Here is a 15,887-nt window from a genome sequence, read left to right as displayed (position 1 = left end):
TTAGCTAATGCTTTATTTTAACCTGTAGTGTTATATTGAGATACCGAAACGGTACACTAAGAATTATAGCCAACTAAAACAGCGTTGTAAACCCTAAAAATAAGCGATATACTTAAAAATAATTAGAGGGGATTTACGATGAAACAACCGTATTCTATTGGATTAGATATTGGCACAAATAGCGTTGGCTGGGCAGTTATCAATGAGGATTTTAGACTACACAGGTACAAGCACCAAAATATGTGGGGTGCACATTTGTTTGATGAGGCTCAAAAAGCAGCCACTCGGCGGTCATTTCGCTCATCGCGCCGACGACTTGCTAGGCGAAAACGGCGTATTACACTCCTCCAACGAATATTTGACAATGAGATGCAAAAAGTCGATCCGCATTTCTACCTCCGCTTATCCGAATCAATGCTCCATGTTGGCGACAAAAGTTCTACGCTAGAATTAGACGCCAACATTCTATTCGCCGACCGCTCATTTACCGACAAATCATATAGAGAAAAATATCCAACAATTTATCATTTGCGTAGCGATCTATTTCACAACTCTAAAAAGCAAGATATTCGATTAGTCTACCTAGCTCTTCATCACATTATCAAGTACCGTGGCAACTTTTTGGTCGAGGGCAGAGTAGATAACGTGATTTCATCGTTCGACAGCCAAAATCTACAAACATTCATGGATTTCATTAGCGCTGACGAATCGGTGGCCAAAAAAGTCAAAGCTATTTTACTTGACCGCTCTCTATCGCGTAGTACCAGAAAATCAGCTATTATTGAGCTACTACAACCCTCTCCCGACAACAAGAAGACCATCAGCGAAGCCGTCGGTGCAGTTATCGGCTTAAAGTGGAATGCTAATAAACTATTTGAGGACGATTCTCTCGAAGCAAAAGGGGAGTTCTCGAATAAAAATTACGAAGAGCAGCGCGATGAAATTGCAACCGCAATCGGCGACGATCGCTATGGGCTCGTAGAGACTTTAGAATCAGTCTATCAATGGACAATTTTTAGTCAATTCATCAGAAAAGATAGCTGTCTATCTGACATTATGGTCGAGAAATACGATGATTACCGCCAAGATTTATCTGATCTCAAATCACTATTCCATGAGTTCTTGCCTAAAGAAAGCTATAAATCATTTTTTCACGGCGACGCTGCTGAATTTGAGCTATATAACAACCACAAGCGAAATCTCGATGATTTATACAAATCTATCAAAAAACAGCTCGGCGAAGTTGCCAAGGATGACCCGCACTACCAGCGATTTGAGAAGCGGGCTGAGCTAGAGGAATTTCTCTCTAGGCAACGCATCCGAGATAACGGCGCCATTCCACATCAGATCCACCAATATGAGCTTGAAAGAATCATCGACAACCAAGCGCAGTACTATCCGCTCCTAGCCCAGAACCGTGATAAGATTATCAGCATTTTTACTTTCAAATTACCGTACTATATCGGACCACTCAAAACTGGTGGTAATTTTGCATGGTCAGTCAAAAAGAAAGATGGCGTGATCTATCCGTGGAATTTCGATGAAATAATAGACGATGAAGCTTCTGCCGAGAGATTCATCGACCGAATGCATAATAATTGTACATATCTACCAGACGAAGAAGTCCTCCCTAAAAATTCGCTGCTTTATCAAGAATATGAAGTTCGAAACGAGCTGAAGAATGTGACTGTTAATGGCGAGAGATTAAGCCCTGACATCCAAAACCGCATAGTTGATGAATTATTTACCAAAGAGCTTTCAGTTACTTACAAAAAGCTCATCAAATATCTCTATGATAATCAAATATACAACACTGACTCTCTCATTATTTCCGGAACGGCCAAAGAGAAATCATTTGCTTCGTCGCGGAAATCATATATCGACTTCACGCAAAAAGTTGGCGTCGCAATTACACTAAAAAACCAACAGGCAATCGAAGAGGTTATTAAATGGATTGCTCTCTTTGAAGATAAAAAGATTCTAGCTAAGAAGCTACAAAAGCATAGCGGCATATTTAATGAAAATCAACTACGTACTATTTTAAAGCTAAATTATAGTGGCTGGGGACGGCTATCTCGCAAACTCCTTGACGGCATTACTGCGCACACGCCTTACGGCGAGCTGACCGTCATAGAAACAATGCGCCGTTGTTCGGACAATTTTATGCAGATTATCCAGAGCGACCAATATGAATTCAAGAAAATCATTGACGATATCTTGTCAGTAAACCAGCGTGCCGATATAACCTACGACGATATCAAGAATCTTGCTGGCTCTCCCGGCATTAAACGTGCTTTGTGGCGCAGCGTTAGGATTATTGACGAGATTGTCGATACAATTGGCTACGAGCCAAAATTGATTAGCATTGAGATGGCTCGCAATGAAGACGAGAAAGTTAGAACCAAAAGCCGATACGGCCAACTGGAAAAAATGTATAAGGATCTTTACGGCAAGATATATACCAAATCTGATATAAAATCGCAATTGGCTGAATACAAAGACAAGCTCGACAAGAAAAAGTATTATCTGTATTTCCTCCAGAACGGCAAGTGCGCTTATACAGGCAACCCGCTCGACATCGAAAACGATCTCAGAGATAGTGAGATTGACCACATCTTGCCGCGGTCACTAACCAAAGACGATTCGCTAGACAATACTGTATTGGTGCTACGCAAAGAGAACCAGCGGAAACTTGATGATTATCCTATCGCGCCCGATATCCAAAACCATATGCGCCCGATTTGGACATCTCTGAAAAACGCCAAACTCATGTCGCAGCTTAAGTTTCAACGCCTAACGAGCCAAAAGCAACTGTCTGAAGACCGCGTCGCCGGCTTCGTTAATCGCCAACTCGTTGAGACACGGCAAATTACCAAGCACCTAGCCAGAATACTGACCGAAAAATATCATGACTCAGCTACCGAAGTATTTACCATTCGTGCTGGCATGAGCTCAGAATACCGTCGCATTCATGACTTGCCAAAATGTCGCGAGGTCAACGATTTACACCATGCCAAAGACGCCTATCTAGCCGCAGTACTAGCGCAATATATAAAGATTCGTTATCCAAAGCTAGATAAGGCTTTCGTCTACGGTGAATACATGAAGTTCAAATCTAAAAAACAGACCAACATGGATCGCAGCAGCTTTATCCTCGCGTCAATGAGCTACGATCTTGCCAATACAGAAACTGGTGAAATTATCTGGCAGAGTAAAATCACACACGATATCATAGACCGAACGATGAAATACAATGACTGCCTGATTACAAAGAAAACTGAAATTGGAGACAATCAATTCTACGACCAGACTATTTACGGTAAAAATTCTGGCGCCACCATGATCACCAGAAAAGCGAACCTGCCAGTCGATAAATACGGTGGCTATTCAGGGAGAAAAGCAGCCTATTTTATGGCCATAAGATATCTTAAACAGGTGCGTAACAAGGATGTTTTTGTAAACGAGATTATCAGCGTGCCAACTCAAATTTATACACTAGAAAAAACTAAACCGGGTTCAATCAACGAATATATCCGCAACAACTATAAACAAGCAAAAGTTCTTATTTCTAAAATACCAATCAATCAAAAAATTGAGCATGAAGGCAACGAACAGTTTATTGTCGGCAGCAGCGAAGTTACCAATGCCAAACAGCTGAAGTTGCCTTATAATATTGAATACGCCGTAGCAGTCGCCCTCAAGCAGGGAATTCCGCGAATCACTATCACAGAAGAGCAAGCCACCAGCGACGACGAGCTACAGAACAAGCGCAATAAGCAGATCGAGAGAAGAGACAAAGTTATTGACGGAGTAGAGAAGTTTTGGGGAATTTATGCCGAGAAGCTCGCTAATCAATACCAGCAATTCGGAAATGCTGGCCCTAATGCCCAGAGCGCATTAGCTGAATACAGCGAACTATCACTAGATGATAGAATCAAGGTCATTGGCCTGGTGTTAAGAGCTACGCATGCTGGTTCCGATAGGGTAGATATGAAAGGCAGCGAGAATAAACCTGTATTTCCAGAGCTAGGTCTACCAAACTCCTTTGGCCGTATGGCGGGCAAATCTCTTGACCCAACCAAACTTACCTTTGTTTACGAATCTATCACTGGATTACATCGCCGAAAATTAGACGGAAAGTCGTTAGGACGGGATCTATAAGGCATGTCTTGGCGAACTGTCATCGTCAAGAATCGTTGCAAACTGAGCTATAAAAATGACTACATGCTTATCATCAGCGACGGTAAAGAAAAAGCTCTCCACATCAGCGAAATAGGCACTTTAATTATCGAAAATACCGCCGTCAACATCACTGCCTATCTGCTTTGTGAGCTGGCTCGCTACAAGGTGAAAATAATATTCTGTGATCACCAGCGCAATCCATACAGCGAGATAATACCGTATTACGGCGCGCATAATGCCAGCAAGCAAATGCACCGTCAAATCCAATGGCCTCAGACTGCCAAAGATAAAATCTGGCAGAGAATCGTTGCTCAAAAAATCATCAAGCAAGCTCAGGTGGTCTATAGAGAAACCTCCAACCAAACCTCCTGCGAAACGCTTATGAATTTTGCCGCATCAGTATTATCTGGAGATACTACCAATCGCGAAGCTCATGCTGCCAAATTCTACTTCAAAGAATTATTTGGTCCGCAGTTTTCGCGTGATAGCTCCAGCGACATAAACGCAGCGCTTAACTATGGTTATTCAATTCTCCTTTCAGCTTTCAATAGGGAAATTACTTCAGCCGGCTATTCAACTACTATGGGCGTTAACCACTGCAATGAATACAATCCTTTTAACCTCACCTGCGATCTCATGGAGCCATTCCGCCCTATCGTTGACCGTGAAGTGTATAAGTGTCGAAGTTTCGCGTTTGATGACTTCTTCAAGAGTCGCCTCATTGATATTCTCAACCACAAAGTCATTATTCTTGGTAAAGAACAATTCCTGTCAAACGCGATCAACATTTATGTAAAGTTATTTTTTAGAGCAATGGAAGAGGGCAGCAACAAAGATCTGCCCGAATACGAACTAATATAAGTATGAAGTTACGATATATGAGAATGATATTATTTTTTGACTTACCAATGGTTAGCGCTCGCGAGCGCAAAATATACGCGACATTCCGCAAACAACTTACCCAAGAAGGCTTCGTCATGATGCAACAATCCGTCTACAGCAAGCTAGTGCTCAACTCCACCAATGAAAAATCAACCTACGACAGGCTAAAGAAAATCATACCCGACAACGGTGTTATCCAGCTACTGACAATAACCGAGCGGCAATTCGCCTCAATGGAATATTTGGCAGGGGAGTATGAGGAGCTATCAATTCAAAGCACCGACAGGACAGTGGTTTTATGAATATTAGCATTTCAGGATTCGATAATACGCTATCAATACCAGATGACGGCGGCATTGCGACCCTGATTGTACATAATAACCTATTCTTCAGAAGAGTCGTTGAAGATATGCTTGATATATACACTAAAAGGGAAGATAACAACCGCACTGTTATTTACAACAGTGATCACAATCCGTTGAACTTCGCAAAAGACACCCTGGTTATCACAGATATATATTCCTACGATCTAGCCAATCGAACTATCACAGCGGCCCTATATAAAAACATCCAAGACAATAGCGACATCGACATAGCCAAACTGGCACAAATAGAAGCAGACATTTTGGATGTTCTTAGCGCTATAAATACTAATTTCTCACAAAGTATAAACTATCAAACAGATATATCTATCAATGACATCATGAAGATGGCTCACGTAGGACTAGAAGCCAACGAGAAGAATAACTATCTTGACAAGCTTTATGGTATTATAGATTCAGCTCAGCAATTATTATCAAAACGTTTAGTGATTTTGATAAACCAGCGCCAATTATTGTCACACTGCGAGCTACAGGCTCTTTTACAATATGTACAAAACAATCATTTTTCAGTACTTTTTATTGAGAAAAACTGTAAAGATAAGTTAAACGAGGAGAACATTCTCGTTATTGATGACGATTTGTATGATTTTAGTACCAATTCATAATAACAACAGGAGTAAGCGCTATCATGTTCACCCCTGTAAAACCTTACAATTGAGGTTTTACAGTAGTGTTATATTGAATGGTACTGAAACCTACGACAAGGACAACAATGTGGCAAACCTGTTTTACAGTAGTGTTATATTGAATGGTACTGAAACCAGCCAGCAAGGAAGCACTGGCAGCATTACGTTTTACAGTAGTGTTATATTGAATGGTACTGAAACCGTTGCTCGGTCCACTTCAAGCCTTGTGCTGTTTTACAGTAGTGTTATATTGAATGGTACTGAAACTTTCTGTCTTGTCGTTGCTTTATTCAACATGTTTTACAGTAGTGTTATATTGAATGGTACTGAAACATATCTGCATGGGAAACATACCGCTCGAACGTTTTACAGTAGTGTTATATTGAATGGTACTGAAACTGAAAACAACGCACAACATAAGCGAGTTGAGTTTTACAGTAGTGTTATATTGAATGGTACTGAAACAGCTGAGTTTGAGACGATTTGCACAATTGCGTTTTACAGTAGTGTTATATTGAATGGTACTGAAACCCGTAATTTGCTGGAGCCACCGCACAAAGGGTTTTACAGTAGTGTTATATTGAATGGTACTGAAACCCATAGTCGCCGTGACATTTTCTGGTGGCGGTTTTACAGTAGTGTTATATTGAATGGTACTGAAACTTTGGCTATCTTATCAAGATTTACCGACATGTTTTACAGTAGTGTTATATTGAATGGTACTGAAACCGCGCCAGAGATGATTGTCTGGTCAAGAATGTTTTACAGTAGTGTTATATTGAATGGTACTGAAACGTATTTACGAGTATGAGTAGGGTCAAGAAGGTTTTACAGTAGTGTTATATTGAATGGTACTGAAACGTAAACTTCGCTACCGTCAACACCGTCTACAAATTATGTCCAATATCTAATGTTATATTACAAAACACACCTTTTTAGAAAGCGAAGCGAGCAAACGTTTACCACTAATGAAATTGGCGGTAAATATAATTGGCTCAAGAGGGGTAGGTATTAAAAAGCCCAAGCAAAGCTTGGTACGCCCCTGATGGACGACGACTTGCGGGCGTTACCCCGGCGGGTAGCGATCTAGAATCTGCTACAGGCACAAGTCCTGTTAGTAATCCATCAGGAGCTCGTCTATAAATGTATCACAAAACATATCAAGCGTAACTTGGTTTCCAGTGATTCGCCCCTAGCTAGTAGACGAATCACCGGTTTAGCGTCAAACAACGGAGTTGGAGTTGTCGATAGGCAGCTCGCTGACAACTTTACAGACGCTACGACTATATGTAGTCTAGCAAACAACACGTTAAATATCAATTCCGAGGACACCTACAGGTCAACGAAGTCAGGCTTTTCCGGCGCGCCTCCTGAAGATTACCGCTGTAGGATCTAACAAACACCACGATACAAGTATGTAATCGTTAAAGAATATACTGACGACAGGTCCATCACCGCGACATTCTAAACGCTCAGATATCGACCAGTGCAAAAAAACAAAGAGTAGCGAGGCGGCCACCGAATTACATTGTGAATACCGCCTAAGAGTGATAGACTGCAAATACATAACTTAAATCAACGTCCCCCTAAACTTGTAAAACCAGTTGCGTAGCCTTTGGCTGATGAATAAAAATCTGAGCATCGAATCAGGAGAAATATGACACACTCACACTCAAACCCAAACATAGAGATACCAAAACACCTAAAAGAAATCGCACATATCAGCGATGAGAATTTCAATATACCTCCTATACATCACAATGAACGGCCCATAACTCGACTCGGGTCTAGAGGAATTGTATTGAATGATAACGGCGAGATAGCCGTCATCCACAAAAAAGCTAAAAATGAATATAAGCTTCCTGGTGGCGGTATTGACAATGGGGAGGATCCACGAGAAGCATTTAGGCGTGAATGTAGAGAAGAGCTGGGTTACTCTGTCATCATAACTAATGAGCTGGGCATAACCATCGAATATAAGTCACAGGAAAACTTCCAACAAGTTTCATTTGTATACGAAGCAAAAGTAACAGGCCAACCATACAGGAACAGACTCACTTACAAAGAAAAGGCAGAAGGAGCCGCGAGCTATGATTCGGTGTATAGGACTAAGTTTATGGTCCTTAGGGATGCTCAAATTTTAGAGCACTACATAAAAACAACTAAATAGCAAGCACTATAGAACTACCCTGTATTAACCAAAACACTACAGCCGTTCATTAACCTAACGCTATCTCACGCGTCGTCGCAAACGATATAGACCGATAGAGCCGGCCGCAATCGTGAGGCACACACACCAATGATTAAGTAGAGGTTGTCACCGGTGCCAGCCAGAGATGAGTGGCTCTTTTTCTTATTCTGTTCTGGAGTCGCAACACCTACGCCGCCAGGTTGCGGTAGCTGCGGAGTTAAAGGCGACGAAGGAAGGGAAATTGTCAATACTCCTTGAGTAACCGACACATTACCAGCAATATCTGTAAACTTCATCTTGACCGTATACGCTCCATCACCAAGCGCGGCAATAGAATTTGACGGCAGTGTCCATATGCCACCTGCGACTACGCAGGGTAGTCAACGCCGTTAATCGTCACAACCACCGTCGCGGTCGGGTCATTTACCGTACCGCTCAGAGCCGGTGAAGCGACCGTCGCTTGTTGCGTAGTGAGCGCACCAGTTGGCGCAGTCGTATCTATAGTTAATGTCAGCGGCATTGATGGCGCCGATACGTTGCCTGCCGAGGTTTCCCGACTATAGGTCACAGTGTGACTACCGTCAGATAGAGCGTTAGGCAAAGTAACCTCTATTGGCCCCGCCGATGTACAATTAACAACTTGCACCTCAACACCATCAACTATAAGGTGTAGTTTATCAGTAGCAGATATGCACTGCAACGTTACTACTGGCCTCGTATTTTTAGTGATATTGTCTGAATCGCTACTGCCGGTATCAGAAGATGCCTTGAGAGTAGCCCTCGCCGGTGGTACTACGACATTAGCATCAACATTATAGGTCTTCGACGAGTTGATACTAGTTGTGTTGCCAGCGACATCAGATGCCGTCACAACAACGTCAATCGTACGGTCGGGATCCGACACGAGCTCAGTACCTGGGACTGTCACAGAGAATCTGCCAGTAGCATCAATCGTGGCCTCATATATCACACCGTTAATAGTCAATCTGGCTTTATCACCGGGATGAGCGCCGGTTACCGAGCCGCGGATGAACTGCTGTGCAGCCGCCTCGACAGAATTGATAGTATTATCAGCTGTTACTGGGTCCATTGTTACTGTCGGGGCAGCTGGAGCGGTTGTATCTATCGTAACAGCCAAAGCGGGCGAGCTCGGCGACTCGTTACCTGCTGCGTCCGATTCTTTGAACGTAACAGAATGATTGCCCTCGGTCAGCGGCGCAGTCGGTACCATGTCTACCGGGCCGACATTTGCGCAATTTACAGTCCCATTAGCGGCACCATCAACATACAGTGTAAGTGTACTACCCACCTCAGTACAAACCAACTTAAAGACCGGTTTATTTTTATTAGTAATATTATCTGAATCACTATCGCCAGTGTCTGATGTGGCTGTCATATCAGGGGCAGCAGCAGGAGCGACCGGCGGCTGAGTATCTTGCCATTGGGCATAAAGGGTAATGTCACCAGTGAGGTGGAAGTTGGCGCCTGGGGCGTATGGTGTACCTGCACCGTTAGGGGCAGTGTTCCAGCCGGTGAAGCTGTGGCCGGTTTTGGTGAAGCCGTTGTTGGCAATCTGGACGGTGGTGTCGTAGTTAGAGACAGTGTCTGGGGTTGCGCCACCGGTGCCAGTGTTGGCATCGTAATGTATCTTGTACTGGTTAATTGTCCACTTGGCGTAGAGGGTGGTGTCGCTCGCTGGCATAGTGTCGGTGGCGAAGTTCCAGGCGTTAACTAGACCAGCTCCTTGTACCAACCGGCAAAGGTGTGGCCAGTTTTGGTTGGAGCGGTAGGGGTGGTGGCTTTTGCACCAAAGGCAACAGTTTGGTCTGGTACGTTAGAGCCACCCTTGCTGTCGAAGTGGAGGGTGTAGTTGTTTACTTGCCATTGGGCATAAAGGTAATGTCACCAGTGAGGTGGAAGTTGGCGCCTGGGCGTATGGTGTACCTGCACCGTTAGGGCAGTGTTCCAGCCGGTGAAGCTGTGGCCGGTTTGGTGAAGCCGTTGTTGGCAATCTGGACGGTGGTGTCGTATTAGAGACAGTGTCTGGGGTTGCGCCACCGGTGCCAGTGTTGGCATCGTAATGTATCTTGTACTGGTTAATTGTCCACTTGGCGTAGAGGGTGTGTCGCTCGCTGGCATAGTGTCGGTGGCGAAGTTCCAGCGTTAACTAGACCAGCCTCCTTGTACCAACCGGCAAAGGTGTGGCCAGTTTTGGTTGGAGCGGTAGGGTGGTGGCTTTTGCACCAAAGGCAACAGTTGGTCTGGTACGTTAGAGCCACCCTTGCTGTCGAAGTGGAGGTGTAGTTGTTTACTTGCCATTGGGCATAAAGGGTAATGTCACCAGTGAGGTGGAAGTTGGCGCTGGGCGTATGGTGTACCTGCACCGTTAGGGCAGTGTTCCAGCGGTGAAGCTGTGGCCGGTTTGGTGAAGCCGTTGTTGGCAATCTGGACGGTGGTGTCGTAGTTAGAGACAGTGTCTGGGGTTGCGCCACCGGTGCCAGGTTGATCGTAATGTATCTTGTACTGGTTAATTGTCCACTTGGCGTAGAGGGTGGTGTCGCTCGCTGGCATAGTGTCGGTGGCGAAGTTCCAGCGTTAACTAGACCAGCCTCTTGTACCAACGGCAAAGGTGGCCAGTTTGGTTGGAGCGGTAGGGTGGTGCTTTTGCACCAAAGGCAACAGTTTGGTCTGGTACGTTAGAGCACCCTTGCTGTCGAAGTGGAGGGTGTAGTTGTTTACTTGCCATTGGCATAAAGGGTAATGTCACAGTGAGGTGAAGTTGGCGCCTGGGGCGTATGGTGTACCTGCACCGTAGGGCAGTGTTCCAGCCGGTGAAGCTGTGGCCGGTTTGGGAAGCCGTTGTGGCAATCTGGACGGTGTGTCGTATTAGAGACAGTGTCTGGGTGCGCCACCGGTCCAGTGTTGGCATCGTAATGTATCTTGTACTGTTAATTGTCACTTGGCGTAGAGGGTGGTGTCGCTCGCTGGCATAGTGTCGGTGGCGAAGTTCCAGGCGTAACTAGACCAGCCTCCTTGTACCAACCGGCAAAGGTGTGGCCAGTTTTGGTGGAGCGTAGGGGTGGTGGCTTTTGCACCAAAGGCAACAGTTTGGTCTGGTACGTTAGAGCCACCCTTGCTGTCGAAGTGGAGGGTGTAGTTGTTTACTTGCCATTGGGCATAAAGGGTAATGTCACCAGTGAGGTGGAAGTTGGCGCCTGGGGCGTATGGTGTACCTGCACCGTTAGGGGCAGTGTTCCAGCGGTGAAGCTGTGGCCGGTTTTGGTGAAGCCGTTGTTGGCAATCTGGACGGTGGTGTCGTAGTTAGAGACAGTGTCTGGGGTTGCGCCACCGGTGCCAGTGTTGCATCGTAATGTATCTTGTACTGGTTAATTGTCCACTTGGCGTAGAGGGTGGTGTCGCTCGCTGGCATAGTGTCGGTGGCGAAGTTCCAGGCGTTAACTAGACCAGCCTCCTTGTACCAACCGGCAAAGGTGTGGCAGTTTTGGTTGGAGCGGTAGGGGTGGTGGCTTTTGCACCAAAGGCAACAGTTTGGTCTGGTACGTTAGAGCACCCTTGCTGTCGAAGTGGAGGGTGTAGTTGTTTACTTGCCATTGGCATAAAGGGTAATGTCACAGTGAGTGGAAGTTGGCGCCTGGGCGTATGTGTACCTGCACCGTTAGGGGCAGTGTTCCAGCCGGTGAAGCTGTGGCCGGTTTGGTGAAGCCGTTGTTGGCAATCTGGACGGTGGTGTCGTAGTTAGAGACAGTGTCTGGGGTTGCGCCACCGGTGCAGTGTGGCATCGTAATGTATCTTGTACTGGTTAATTGTCCACTTGCGTAGAGGGGTGTCGCTCGCTGGCATAGTTCGGTGGCGAAGTTCCAGGCGTAACTAGACAGCCTCTTGTACAACCGGCAAGGTGTGGCAGTTTTGGTTGGAGCGGTAGGGTGGTGGCTTTTGCACCAAAGGCAAAGTTGGTTGGTACGTTAGAGCCACCCTTGCTGTCGAAGTGGAGGTGTAGTGTTTATTGCATTGGCATAAAGGGTAGTACCAGTGAGGTGAAGTTGGCCTGGGCGTATGTGTATGCACGTTAGGAGTGTCAGCGGTGAAGCTGTGGCGGTTTTGGCTAGGCCATTGATATTCGCCTCTACGGATACACTATCGCCAGAGTGCAACGTCTCTCCAGTCGAAGCCGGCGGAGCACCAGCGTCAGCACCATTGGCATTATATGAAACTGAATAAAGATTATTGACCGAGATAGTTAGGTGCTTATCGAACGTTTTCCCACCTTATTGGTAGCACGAACACAAATTTCCAAAGTAGCATTCTGCTCATAATCCGGTGACTGCGCAAGCTTAATTGTATTGCCATCAATTGCCACGAGATTATTCTGCGCGCCAGTACAGTCAAGGGTATATGTAAAATCACTTTGTGGCGAATTAACGGCATCGGTACTATTTAACCTACCCAATACTGTGCCAGTGTGGTATTCTCATCTACATCTGTAACGCCAGTATAGTCCACTGCCGTAACGGTATACGCTGTACAATCTTTACCTGCATCCGTAATTATCCATGATTTTGTAGCAATCAAATCATTGCGCTTAGCCTCTGCCACACAGTAATTACTGTTACCGCCGCCAAGCTTGACATTACCTCTGACAGCCTGTGCCTGCCAAGAAGTCAGCGTCGCATCGTAGTTTGGCGTTGATATCTTAACGCCATCGAGTAATCTATCTGCATCTGTCAGACGACGGACATCCCAGTGCGCCAACGACTGGTCAAACCTCTCGGCGCCAGCTAGCGCCAAAAGGGCGTCCGTAAGTTGGGTAGTATTCCATTCACCGATAGGTTGATTAAACTTTTTTGCATATGCCAACACCGCACCATAGTATTGACTTGCTGACGTCCCACGACTGAATAGGCTGATTAAATTCATAGGCATTAGTGAACGTATTGTCCATATCTGTCACCTTAGATGTATTCCAGCTTGAGATATTTTGGTTAAACTGACGGGCCCCAGAGAATGTGCTGTTTAGACTCTCTACATTTTTAGTGTCCCACTGCCAATCAGCACCCTCACCCTTAGACTTTTGGCGTCTCGAAACATATAAGCCAGGCTGACAACCTGGCCCATGCGTGGCTTGTCGGTAGCCTTTACATCGAGGTTTTCCGCCCATCAAACGCGTGCTCCATATTTTGCCATTCATTCGTACCCCACTGGTCAATCGAGATGACCTTAAACCTGTCACCCCTGTAGTCAAAATATATCCTAGGAAATGCTCCAGCAATTCGGACCTTATACCACCGGCAGTCGCATAAGAACAGGTGGCGTTACCTGTTTGTCCCGTCAAGACTACACCGTTGCCACAAACCAATGTATAGTTATAGCCACCACGATCGTTGGAACCGTGAAAGTGTTTCCCGTGCCTTTGCGCGTGTCGATCGTCATCACAAAGTCGGTCGAGTTAATCGCATCAGCCTTAGCTAACTGACTTGCCACAAAATACTGAACAACCAAGACGCCAACAGTAACCGCAGCTATAGCACTAGCCAGCAACAGTCGCCTCGTCTTTTGCATTATCCTCACGCGTGACACCTCTATTACTTTTTATATGTAGGTATTTAAAGCTAATGCTCTAATTATACTCTAATCATTGATAGGTTACAACAGGCAAGCCACACTCAAAAGTTGCATCAGACGACAGTAGAGAAGCGCACTCGTCACTTTGACAGATATAGAAGGGGTAGAGCAAGGCAGACGGGTAGAAAAATAAAGCGTATCTACCTTCACTATACTCTTATTTTGTGGTATAATATGCACACAGCCTCCCTCACCATAAAACGGGTAGGGGAGTATCCGCACCTACTACAGAAGGATGAAAAAATGACTGCCTACGACAACCCGCTGGCCGAGGCACTAGCAAGCCTCGACGGTTGCACAATCACCGTCGAGAAGAAAGACGATAACGCGCTACTGCTACATATCGCTAGAAGCAGCAGATCCCGGCGTAAGCAAGGTGGCTCAGCCGATTTGACTATACGTCTGAATCCTGGCAACATCAAAGATTGCCAGTTCGTGGCGCACGGTCATCGTGCGTATAATATGGCGCTACTGCTTATCGACGAGCTCTTGGCACACACACCCCCGGGAGATGTAATATCTCTCTGGAGGCGGTAGAGGAGCACCGCCGTAAGCGTCGTAGTCGCAGATAGTAATGTGCGGATGGCCCGTAGACATTGTTCTATGGGCCATCTTTCATATTATAAATAAGTCAGAAAACATTATAGAACAAAAATAGAACTTACAATATTTATTTCTGTAGATATATTTTTGATTGTAGAAAAACCATATAGACCTAAAACTTTCAAAAGTGCAAAGATTTCAATCACTATGCAGGCTCAAAAGGACTAAAGGAAACGTCCAAAAAGGGGATCAAAAAATCAAACCGGCCACACAAAAGAAAGGGACCGCACATAACTAACTTACGAATAAAACTTAATCAATTTTGCCCATAGACTTAACGTCGCACAATATACCTTTTGAGACATTAAATATAAATACAAAAGATGAATCAGCATACGTCTAGCTTGAGTGCTAATTTTGTATATATGAATCATATGGGGGAGTTTGCTGCCTACCCAGATGCCTCTATCACTCAAAGATTACGTAGCACTAACTTTTTTATAGCTTACTCTGACAAAGCTCGTAGATCATACATATGTTCTTTTCTGGAATACTCTTGGCGTCTACCAATGTCTAGCAGACCGACCGTCTATATAGTTTTCCACAACGATATATTTAATTTTTCACGACTTATGTGACATATATTTGCTTTTTTCGATTTTTATTACCCCCTATCCTTTTTCCCTGCTTTTTTGACAATTTGCAATTTCCCTATTTTAATATGCTAAATATATTTTTGTAATTTGTTGATAATGAGAACAAAAATAGAACATTTACCAATCGGCAAGGGTGTACGTTTAGTCTCTCGCCCCAGATCCAGCTACTTATAATAAGCTTTCCACTAACTCGCACATCAAGGTATGTAGGGCTAATTCCACTAGCCAAAAGGTACCGTATCGATCGGGCTGCGTCCTCGGCCTGAGCCGCTGCCGGACGATCAACTGAGAATTTAATTGGGTACGACACCCCGTCAACCGACATCAACAATTGACGCGTAGTACCTTCTGGCAGAACGACTTGAGTAGCACGATAGCCCTGCTCAGCAGTCTACCAATTAGTCGCCCCATAAAACTTAGAAATCGGTTGCTTGCTAAATACGATTATTACGAGTCTGGACGCCCGTCTGATCAAGCACCGAAACGGTTGGCGCGTCATAATAGTTCTCTCAATCCAATACCCTTTTGATCCACGTACAGCCGAACATCTCCCGTTTTCCAGCTAACGACCGGCTTACGTACTTTAATGATATCGTACTAACACCCAGGCCGCCGAACGACAAACTAGATGAAACTTCCTCTACCTCTGGTGCGCCATGTGTCTGCAGATAAATGGCTAGATTTTTAACATTTAGCGTTAGTCGGCTTCGTTCAAAGAAATGTGCGTTCAAGTATTCCTGGATTTCTTTTCATAAAGAGACTTATCCTCTGGCTGGACAACGAC

General features: G+C 45.0%; 16 protein-coding genes, 2 pseudogenes and 1 CRISPR repeat array. Of the genes and pseudogenes, 6 read left to right on the top strand and 12 right to left on the bottom strand.

The window, feature by feature from the left end; genetic code table 11:
- Positions 1–138: 138 nt before the first annotated feature.
- From cas9 to GWK75_01580, 5 genes are all read left to right on the top strand, one after another.
- Positions 139–4,161 carry a type II CRISPR RNA-guided endonuclease Cas9 gene (gene cas9, locus GWK75_01600; GenBank protein QHU91149.1) on the top strand — a complete coding sequence of 1,341 codons (4,023 nt, stop codon included), beginning with the start codon at positions 139–141 and terminating at the stop codon, positions 4,159–4,161.
- Positions 4,162–4,164: 3 nt separating this feature from the next.
- Complete coding sequence (gene cas1, locus GWK75_01595; GenBank protein QHU91148.1) at positions 4,165–5,043, top strand: type II CRISPR-associated endonuclease Cas1; 879 nt, start codon at positions 4,165–4,167, stop codon at positions 5,041–5,043.
- 2 nt (positions 5,044–5,045) lie between these two features.
- A complete protein-coding gene (cas2, locus tag GWK75_01590; GenBank protein ID QHU91147.1) occupies positions 5,046–5,366 on the top strand; it encodes a CRISPR-associated endonuclease Cas2 in 321 nt (106 codons plus the stop codon).
- Positions 5,363–6,052: a type II-A CRISPR-associated protein Csn2 gene (gene csn2 / locus GWK75_01585; protein ID QHU91146.1), complete on the top strand. Its 690-nt coding sequence runs from the start codon at positions 5,363–5,365 to the stop codon at positions 6,050–6,052. The genes cas2 and csn2 overlap by 4 nt, the downstream gene beginning before the upstream one ends.
- 54 nt (positions 6,053–6,106) lie before the next feature.
- A CRISPR array of direct repeats spans positions 6,107–7,008; the repeat unit is 36 nt; unit sequence GTTTTACAGTAGTGTTATATTGAATGGTACTGAAAC.
- A 722-nt stretch (positions 7,009–7,730) separates the two neighbouring features.
- The gene (locus GWK75_01580) at positions 7,731–8,243 is read left to right on the top strand and encodes an NUDIX domain-containing protein (protein ID QHU91145.1); all 513 of its coding nucleotides are present in this window, start codon (positions 7,731–7,733) and stop codon (positions 8,241–8,243) included.
- 65 nt (positions 8,244–8,308) lie between these two features.
- Here GWK75_01580 and GWK75_01575 read toward each other — a convergent pair whose 3' ends face one another.
- The 12 genes and pseudogenes from GWK75_01575 to GWK75_01520 form a co-directional block, all read right to left on the bottom strand.
- Positions 8,309–8,560 (bottom strand): hypothetical protein, encoded by a 252-nt coding sequence (locus GWK75_01575; GenBank protein ID QHU91144.1) that lies wholly within the window; start codon positions 8,558–8,560, stop codon positions 8,309–8,311.
- Positions 8,561–8,631: 71 nt separating this feature from the next.
- The gene (locus GWK75_01570) at positions 8,632–10,017 is read right to left on the bottom strand and encodes an Ig-like domain-containing protein (protein QHU91143.1); all 1,386 of its coding nucleotides are present in this window, start codon (positions 10,015–10,017) and stop codon (positions 8,632–8,634) included.
- A pseudogene (locus tag GWK75_01565) lies at positions 9,996–10,133 on the bottom strand (hypothetical protein). The gene GWK75_01570 and the pseudogene GWK75_01565 overlap by 22 nt, the downstream one beginning before the upstream one ends.
- 227 nt (positions 10,134–10,360) lie before the next feature.
- Positions 10,361–10,648, bottom strand: a complete 288-nt coding sequence (locus tag GWK75_01560) for a hypothetical protein (protein ID QHU91142.1) — start codon at positions 10,646–10,648, stop codon at positions 10,361–10,363.
- Positions 10,602–10,835 (bottom strand): hypothetical protein, encoded by a 234-nt coding sequence (locus GWK75_01555; protein ID QHU91141.1) that lies wholly within the window; start codon positions 10,833–10,835, stop codon positions 10,602–10,604. Before GWK75_01555 ends, GWK75_01560 begins: the two co-directional genes overlap by 47 nt.
- Positions 10,836–11,219: 384 nt before the next feature.
- Positions 11,220–11,453: a hypothetical protein gene (locus GWK75_01550; GenBank protein QHU91704.1), complete on the bottom strand. Its 234-nt coding sequence runs from the start codon at positions 11,451–11,453 to the stop codon at positions 11,220–11,222.
- A gap of 52 nt (positions 11,454–11,505) precedes the next feature.
- Positions 11,506–11,760, bottom strand: a pseudogene (locus tag GWK75_01545) (hypothetical protein).
- Entirely contained in the window at positions 11,724–11,876 is a 153-nt protein-coding gene (locus GWK75_01540) for a hypothetical protein (protein QHU91140.1), read from the bottom strand. The pseudogene GWK75_01545 and the gene GWK75_01540 overlap by 37 nt, the downstream one beginning before the upstream one ends.
- Positions 11,877–11,893: 17 nt before the next feature.
- On the bottom strand, positions 11,894–12,172 hold the full coding sequence (locus tag GWK75_01535) for a hypothetical protein (protein ID QHU91139.1): 279 nt from the start codon (positions 12,170–12,172) through the stop codon (positions 11,894–11,896).
- A gap of 547 nt (positions 12,173–12,719) precedes the next feature.
- A complete protein-coding gene (locus tag GWK75_01530) occupies positions 12,720–13,139 on the bottom strand; it encodes a BspA family leucine-rich repeat surface protein (GenBank protein ID QHU91138.1) in 420 nt (139 codons plus the stop codon).
- Entirely contained in the window at positions 13,117–13,470 is a 354-nt protein-coding gene (locus tag GWK75_01525; protein ID QHU91137.1) for a BspA family leucine-rich repeat surface protein, read from the bottom strand. Before GWK75_01525 ends, GWK75_01530 begins: the two co-directional genes overlap by 23 nt.
- A gap of 146 nt (positions 13,471–13,616) precedes the next feature.
- Positions 13,617–13,841 carry a hypothetical protein gene (locus GWK75_01520; protein ID QHU91136.1) on the bottom strand — a complete coding sequence of 75 codons (225 nt, stop codon included), beginning with the start codon at positions 13,839–13,841 and terminating at the stop codon, positions 13,617–13,619.
- Positions 13,842–14,078: 237 nt separating this feature from the next.
- Here GWK75_01520 and GWK75_01515 point away from each other — a divergent pair, with 237 nt between their 5' ends.
- Positions 14,079–14,441, top strand: coding sequence for a hypothetical protein (locus tag GWK75_01515; GenBank protein ID QHU91135.1), 363 nt, complete (start codon positions 14,079–14,081; stop codon positions 14,439–14,441).
- The last annotated feature ends 1,446 nt before the right edge of the window (positions 14,442–15,887 follow it).

This window comes from Candidatus Saccharibacteria bacterium oral taxon 955, assembly GCA_010202265.1.
Taxonomy (GTDB): Bacteria; Patescibacteriota; Saccharimonadia; order Saccharimonadales; family Saccharimonadaceae; genus Saccharimonas.
The sequence above is the reverse complement of the archived record's forward strand: the minus strand, read 5'-3'. Positions and strand labels throughout refer to the sequence as shown.

Bases quoted from the DNA above. Each gene is read 5' to 3' on its own strand.
- GWK75_01525 (QHU91137.1), bottom strand. From the start codon at position 13,470: ATGAATGGCAAAATATGGAGCACGCGTTTGATGGGCGGAAAACCTCGA.
- cas1 (QHU91148.1), top strand. From the start codon at position 4,165: ATGTCTTGGCGAACTGTCATCGTCAAGAATCGTTGCAAACTGAGCTAT.
- GWK75_01555 (QHU91141.1), bottom strand. From the start codon at position 10,835: ATGCCAGCGAGCGACACCACCCTCTACGCCAAGTGGACAATTAACCAG.
- GWK75_01540 (QHU91140.1), bottom strand. From the start codon at position 11,876: ATGGCAAGTAAACAACTACACCCTCCACTTCGACAGCAAGGGTGCTCT.
- csn2 (QHU91146.1), top strand. From the start codon at position 5,363: ATGAATATTAGCATTTCAGGATTCGATAATACGCTATCAATACCAGAT.
- cas9 (QHU91149.1), top strand. From the start codon at position 139: ATGAAACAACCGTATTCTATTGGATTAGATATTGGCACAAATAGCGTT.
- GWK75_01580 (QHU91145.1), top strand. From the start codon at position 7,731: ATGACACACTCACACTCAAACCCAAACATAGAGATACCAAAACACCTA.
- GWK75_01515 (QHU91135.1), top strand. From the start codon at position 14,079: ATGCACACAGCCTCCCTCACCATAAAACGGGTAGGGGAGTATCCGCAC.
- GWK75_01575 (QHU91144.1), bottom strand. From the start codon at position 8,560: ATGAAGTTTACAGATATTGCTGGTAATGTGTCGGTTACTCAAGGAGTA.
- GWK75_01520 (QHU91136.1), bottom strand. From the start codon at position 13,841: ATGCAAAAGACGAGGCGACTGTTGCTGGCTAGTGCTATAGCTGCGGTT.
- cas2 (QHU91147.1), top strand. From the start codon at position 5,046: ATGAAGTTACGATATATGAGAATGATATTATTTTTTGACTTACCAATG.